General features: G+C 58.8%; 7 protein-coding genes. 5 read left to right on the top strand and 2 right to left on the bottom strand.

Going from position 1 to position 4,201, the window contains the following annotated elements:
- The 4 genes from RH91_RS23355 to RH91_RS20780 form a co-directional block, all read left to right on the top strand.
- On the top strand, window positions 1–371 hold a 371-nt coding region (locus RH91_RS23355), incomplete at its 5' end, for a hypothetical protein (RefSeq protein ID WP_232283644.1).
- 92 nt (window positions 372–463) lie between these two features.
- The gene (locus tag RH91_RS20790; RefSeq protein ID WP_332306631.1) at window positions 464–1,069 is read left to right on the top strand and encodes a CHRD domain-containing protein; all 606 of its coding nucleotides are present in this window, start codon (window positions 464–466) and stop codon (window positions 1,067–1,069) included.
- A gap of 188 nt (window positions 1,070–1,257) precedes the next feature.
- On the top strand, window positions 1,258–1,827 hold the full coding sequence (locus RH91_RS20785) for a recombinase family protein (RefSeq protein ID WP_010165365.1): 570 nt from the start codon (window positions 1,258–1,260) through the stop codon (window positions 1,825–1,827).
- Window positions 1,827–2,327: a hypothetical protein gene (locus RH91_RS20780; RefSeq protein ID WP_232283643.1), complete on the top strand. Its 501-nt coding sequence runs from the start codon at window positions 1,827–1,829 to the stop codon at window positions 2,325–2,327. Before RH91_RS20785 ends, RH91_RS20780 begins: the two co-directional genes overlap by 1 nt.
- Before the next feature lie 24 nt (window positions 2,328–2,351).
- On the opposite strand, the gene RH91_RS20775 is transcribed toward RH91_RS20780, so the two are convergent.
- Together RH91_RS20775 and RH91_RS20770 are read right to left on the bottom strand one after the other, a co-directional pair.
- The gene (locus RH91_RS20775; protein ID WP_010165363.1) at window positions 2,352–2,720 is read right to left on the bottom strand and encodes a helix-turn-helix domain-containing protein; all 369 of its coding nucleotides are present in this window, start codon (window positions 2,718–2,720) and stop codon (window positions 2,352–2,354) included.
- A gap of 23 nt (window positions 2,721–2,743) precedes the next feature.
- Window positions 2,744–3,046, bottom strand: coding sequence for a type II toxin-antitoxin system HigB family toxin (locus RH91_RS20770; RefSeq protein ID WP_029624165.1), 303 nt, complete (start codon window positions 3,044–3,046; stop codon window positions 2,744–2,746).
- A gap of 612 nt (window positions 3,047–3,658) precedes the next feature.
- Here RH91_RS20770 and RH91_RS21985 point away from each other — a divergent pair.
- On the top strand, window positions 3,659–4,201 hold a 543-nt coding region (locus RH91_RS21985), incomplete at its 3' end, for a carboxypeptidase-like regulatory domain-containing protein (RefSeq protein WP_010165359.1).

The following is a 4,201-nucleotide window of genomic DNA, read 5'->3' as shown; positions in this document are numbered from 1 at the left end:
GAACAGAAACGGACCTAATCAACGAATATCCGCCCTTGGGCAACTGCGGAATAGCCGCTTCTCTCAAAGAAGCTGCCGTTGCAAGAGGGACCCTTGTTCGGAATAACAGCAAGTCCGCTTTCAGGTGCTACACAAATAGTTCGGAACGTCGTAGTTTGGGCAATTGCCGATCGCCCGTCTTTGACGAAAGCACAGCCGATCGCGAACGACCGGGATTAGTGGTTACTCATGCCGCCAATAACAATATCAGTCTGCTGGCTGTTGAATTGCACCGTTTGTTCCCTCACCCAATTAGCGATTCACCAAAATGTGGTTTTGCCGTGCATAATGCTCAGAATTGTCCACTAAAGCTCGCGCCAACAATCCCTTGAAATATGGTTAAAACTCACGCAAATTTTGGTCCCGCGCCTTCGTTCCTGATTCGATTGCTTTAGCTCCGCGCGGCAATGAAAAGGATAGCATAATGAGAGGAATGATCTTGCGACGCGTCACCACGCTAGTTGCGAGCGCAGCGTTATCGGCCGCGTTGGCCCCCGCTGCTCAAGCGGCGAGGATCTACTCTACAACGCTGCTTGGCAGTAATGAGAACCCCGCGGTCGTAACGGGGGGGACGGGGTTGGGGCAGCTCACGTTGGCTGACGACATGAACAGCTTCAGCGTATTGATCAATTTTAGCGGGCTCACCTCCAACGCAGTTGCCGGCCACATACATTGCTGCGCAACAGCCAATGGCAATGCGGGAGTAGCTATTGGATTTACGGTGCCGAGCGCAGTAGCCGGTACGATAATGGGCACTTACGATCTGACGCTTGCGTCATCTTATACGAGCGCATTCCTGATGTCGTCGGGCGGCACTGCCGCGAGTGCGCAGGCGACGTTTCTCGCGGGGCTGGGAAGCGGACTGACGTACTTGAACATTCATACGATGATGAATCCGGGTGGCGAAATTCGTGGTCAGGTTGGCGCCGTCCCTGAGCCTGCGACCTGGGCTATGATGCTTGCGGGCTTCGGAATGATGGGCGCCGGAATGCGCTATCGCCGTCGTTCGATGACGACCACCTTCGCGTAGGATAGCCGCCCCGAAGTGCACCGAAAAAGCCACGGTCGAAAGGCCCGCGGGTTTTTCGGTGCACGACCGCCCACTGTGTCGCGAATATGCTAAGTTTTGCGACCTCGACCCAACTAACGTGTTTGCGATGGTTCTAGTGTCGTAAAAGTCGGTTGCTAAAGTCCGGTTTTTCGATACATATTGGCGCCATGCTGATTGGCTATGCACGCGTCTCGACCGATGATCAGGATCTGCGGCTACAGCGTGCCGCGTTGAAGGAGGCGAGCTGTCGCCGCACCTTCGAAGAGAAGGGGTCTGGCGCAAAGCGTGATCGGCCCGAGCTGGCGCGGATGCTCGATCAGATTCGCGAAGATGATGTGGTGGTGGTGACACGCCTGGACCGGCTCGCTCGCTCGACCAAAGATCTCCTCGATATTGCCGAAAAGTTGAACGAAATCGGCGCCGGCCTGCGCTCGATCGCTGAGCCCTGGGCGGACACGACATCGCCGGCCGGGCGAATGGTGCTGACCGTTTTTGCCGGCATCGCCGAGTTTGAGCGTGCCTTGATCCACCAACGCACCAGCACTGGCCGGATCGCAGCAAAGGCAAGGGGGGTTCGCTTTGGACGGCCGCCCAAGCTGACGACCGAACAGATTGCTCTGGGCCAGCGCCTGGTCGGCGAGGGTACCTCCGTGCGCGAAGCGGCAAAGCTGCTCAAATGCCACCATGCTACACTGTATCGGGCGCTGACCGCTTCGGCGTCGGGATTGGAGGCCTGATGCCGATCCGCCCCGAGCATGTGTTTCTATATCCGATCGACTGGCCGCAACTTTCACAGCTCATACGCTTTGTCAGGGCAAAGGGACGATGCGAACATTGCGCACGTCCGCATGGACAGAGGGTGTTTCACATGGGCGATGGACGCTGGTGGGACAGGAGCCGGCTGTGCTGGCGGAACGGCAGGGGCCGGCGCGTGCGACGACCTGTTGAAAACATCCTCGCCCAAGGTCGTTGGACACCGGTGGTGCTGGCCTGCGCGCACCTCAACCATGATCCTACTGACAGCGCACTTCACCATCTGGCGGCGCTTTGCCAGCGCTGCCACATGATCCATGACGGCCCCGAACATCGGCGACGGCGCTGGATGAACGCGCATTATCGACGCGCGCTCGGCGACCTATTTTACGGGCCATATCCGATGCGGGGTGCCGATTGGATCACCCCGACCCCGATCAGCATGCTCGACGACGGCCAATCGATGTACGCTCACATTCGATAGGAGAAGATCTTACCCGCCCCCGGCTTAAGCCTTGGCTAGCGTATAGGCTTGAACCAAAACTTTCTCCGGCACGTGCCAGGCCCCGGCGATCTTACGGATCATGGGGAGCGTGAGGGCACGATGACGACCCAATATCTCGGTCGCTCGTGACTGCCCGATCAGCGCGGCAAGTTCGGCACGCGTATAGCCGTTCATCTCCATTGCCGCCTCGATCGCGCGCACCGGATCAAGTGGCTCAATCGGCCAGCGACGGCTTTCATAAGCCTCGACCAGCGTGGTGAGCACGTCGAGCCGATCGCCGACGTCGGTACCTTCCTCTGCTCCCCATAATGCCTCGATTTCCCGCAGCGCGGTTTCGTGGTCCTCGTCGGTCCGGATAGGATGAATATGCATCACACCACCTCCAATAGGCATAATTAAAACAGGCTCACCGTCAGGGCATCAATCTTGTCGTACTCGGCATGCGTCCCAACGAATTTGATAAAGGCAATCGCCCTCTTCCAGTCGAACGCCACCACCATGCGATAATCACCGCCTGCCACCTCGAACCGTACCCGCTCGCCGTTAAGCGACTTCGCTTTCGAAAAGTCGGCGACGACGTCCAGGGGGCTTTGCCAGGCAGCCGCCCCGGCGACCTCATACCAGTGCCTCAAAGAGGCTTCTGTCATGGGGTGCTTCGACCAGAACGCGATCAGCTTGTTCCTGGCGATGATCCTCATATCCACCGACATAGCATTTCCCATTACGGGAAACAACGGATCTCCCGCATCGGAAGAGATCTAATGTCGTATGCGCGACAGTCCCGATATCGTCGCATTGGGAAAGGATGGGCGGGATTAAGAGCGGTTTACCAGCCACGACATAATTGCGGTAGAGAACCGGCTCGGTCATGCTGGGGACGAGATTGCGAGGTTGAGCGCGCATGGTCTCCCGGCACGGGCAATCGTAGGGGAGATTATCCGTGCCGGAAGTAAAGGACTCGTGCTCGGGGACGAGCGACGCGCCGCGCTCGTGCCTATAACTGAACCGGGCGGGATTGCCAATGTGATTGGATATGCTGGCACTGGGAAATCCGCTGTATTGGGAGTGGTGCGCCCTGGGTAAGAGAGGGCGGGGTAACAAGTACGCGAAGCGGGCTGGGTGCACATCGACCAAACGGCGGGGTGATGCTATTTTGCAACGCATCATGAACGGAACGTAACCTTCCGTTAAGTTCTATGAAACATGTCATCCCACCGAAATATTTTCGGCCCAAGGGCTCGATCAAGACGAGTTGGGCAGGTCACAGGCCGCCGCAACCGACGTTTTCGACATTCCTATGGGGGGACATAATGCGACACAATCTTCTTCTTGGCGCGGCTGTAGCGGCGCTAATCGTTCCGGTTGCCGTAAGTGCCCAGGAAACCACGAGTCAGATCCGCGGCGTAGTTACCGGTGCCGGAAACCCCGTCTCAGGTGCTACCGTCGATGTCCTTGACGTAAATTCGGGGACCAAGTCGCAGTCGACCACCGGTGCGGACGGTACCTTCAGCTTCTCTGGCCTGCGTTCGGGCGGCCCTTACACGGTCACCGTGACGAGCACGGCGGGCAACAAGACCGTCACCGATATTTACACAGTGGTGCAGCAGGTTTTCAACCTGCCGATCAATCTCGACGCTAGCGCGACCGCGGCTGAAGGCGGCACCGAAGGCGCCGACATTGTCGTAACCGCGTCGCGTGTCCGCGGCGCCGGCACCCGGACCGACGGTCCGCAGACGATCCTGACCCAGGCGGACATCGCCAAGGTCGCCTCGGTCAACCGCGACATCCGCGACGTCGAGCGCCGTGATCCGTTCGCCACGCTCGATCGCGGCAGCAGCGGCGACCGCGGCGGC

The sequence above is a fragment of the Sphingomonas sp. PAMC 26617 genome, from assembly GCF_000242835.1.
Classification (GTDB): Bacteria; Pseudomonadota; Alphaproteobacteria; order Sphingomonadales; family Sphingomonadaceae; genus Sphingomonas.
This window is presented reverse-complemented; position numbering and strand designations above follow the sequence as displayed.

Bases quoted from the DNA above. Each gene is read 5' to 3' on its own strand.
- RH91_RS20790 (WP_332306631.1), top strand. From the start codon at position 464: ATGAGAGGAATGATCTTGCGACGCGTCACCACGCTAGTTGCGAGCGCA.
- RH91_RS20785 (WP_010165365.1), top strand. From the start codon at position 1,258: ATGCTGATTGGCTATGCACGCGTCTCGACCGATGATCAGGATCTGCGG.
- RH91_RS20780 (WP_232283643.1), top strand. From the start codon at position 1,827: ATGCCGATCCGCCCCGAGCATGTGTTTCTATATCCGATCGACTGGCCG.
- RH91_RS20775 (WP_010165363.1), bottom strand. From the start codon at position 2,720: ATGCATATTCATCCTATCCGGACCGACGAGGACCACGAAACCGCGCTG.
- RH91_RS20770 (WP_029624165.1), bottom strand. From the start codon at position 3,046: ATGAGGATCATCGCCAGGAACAAGCTGATCGCGTTCTGGTCGAAGCAC.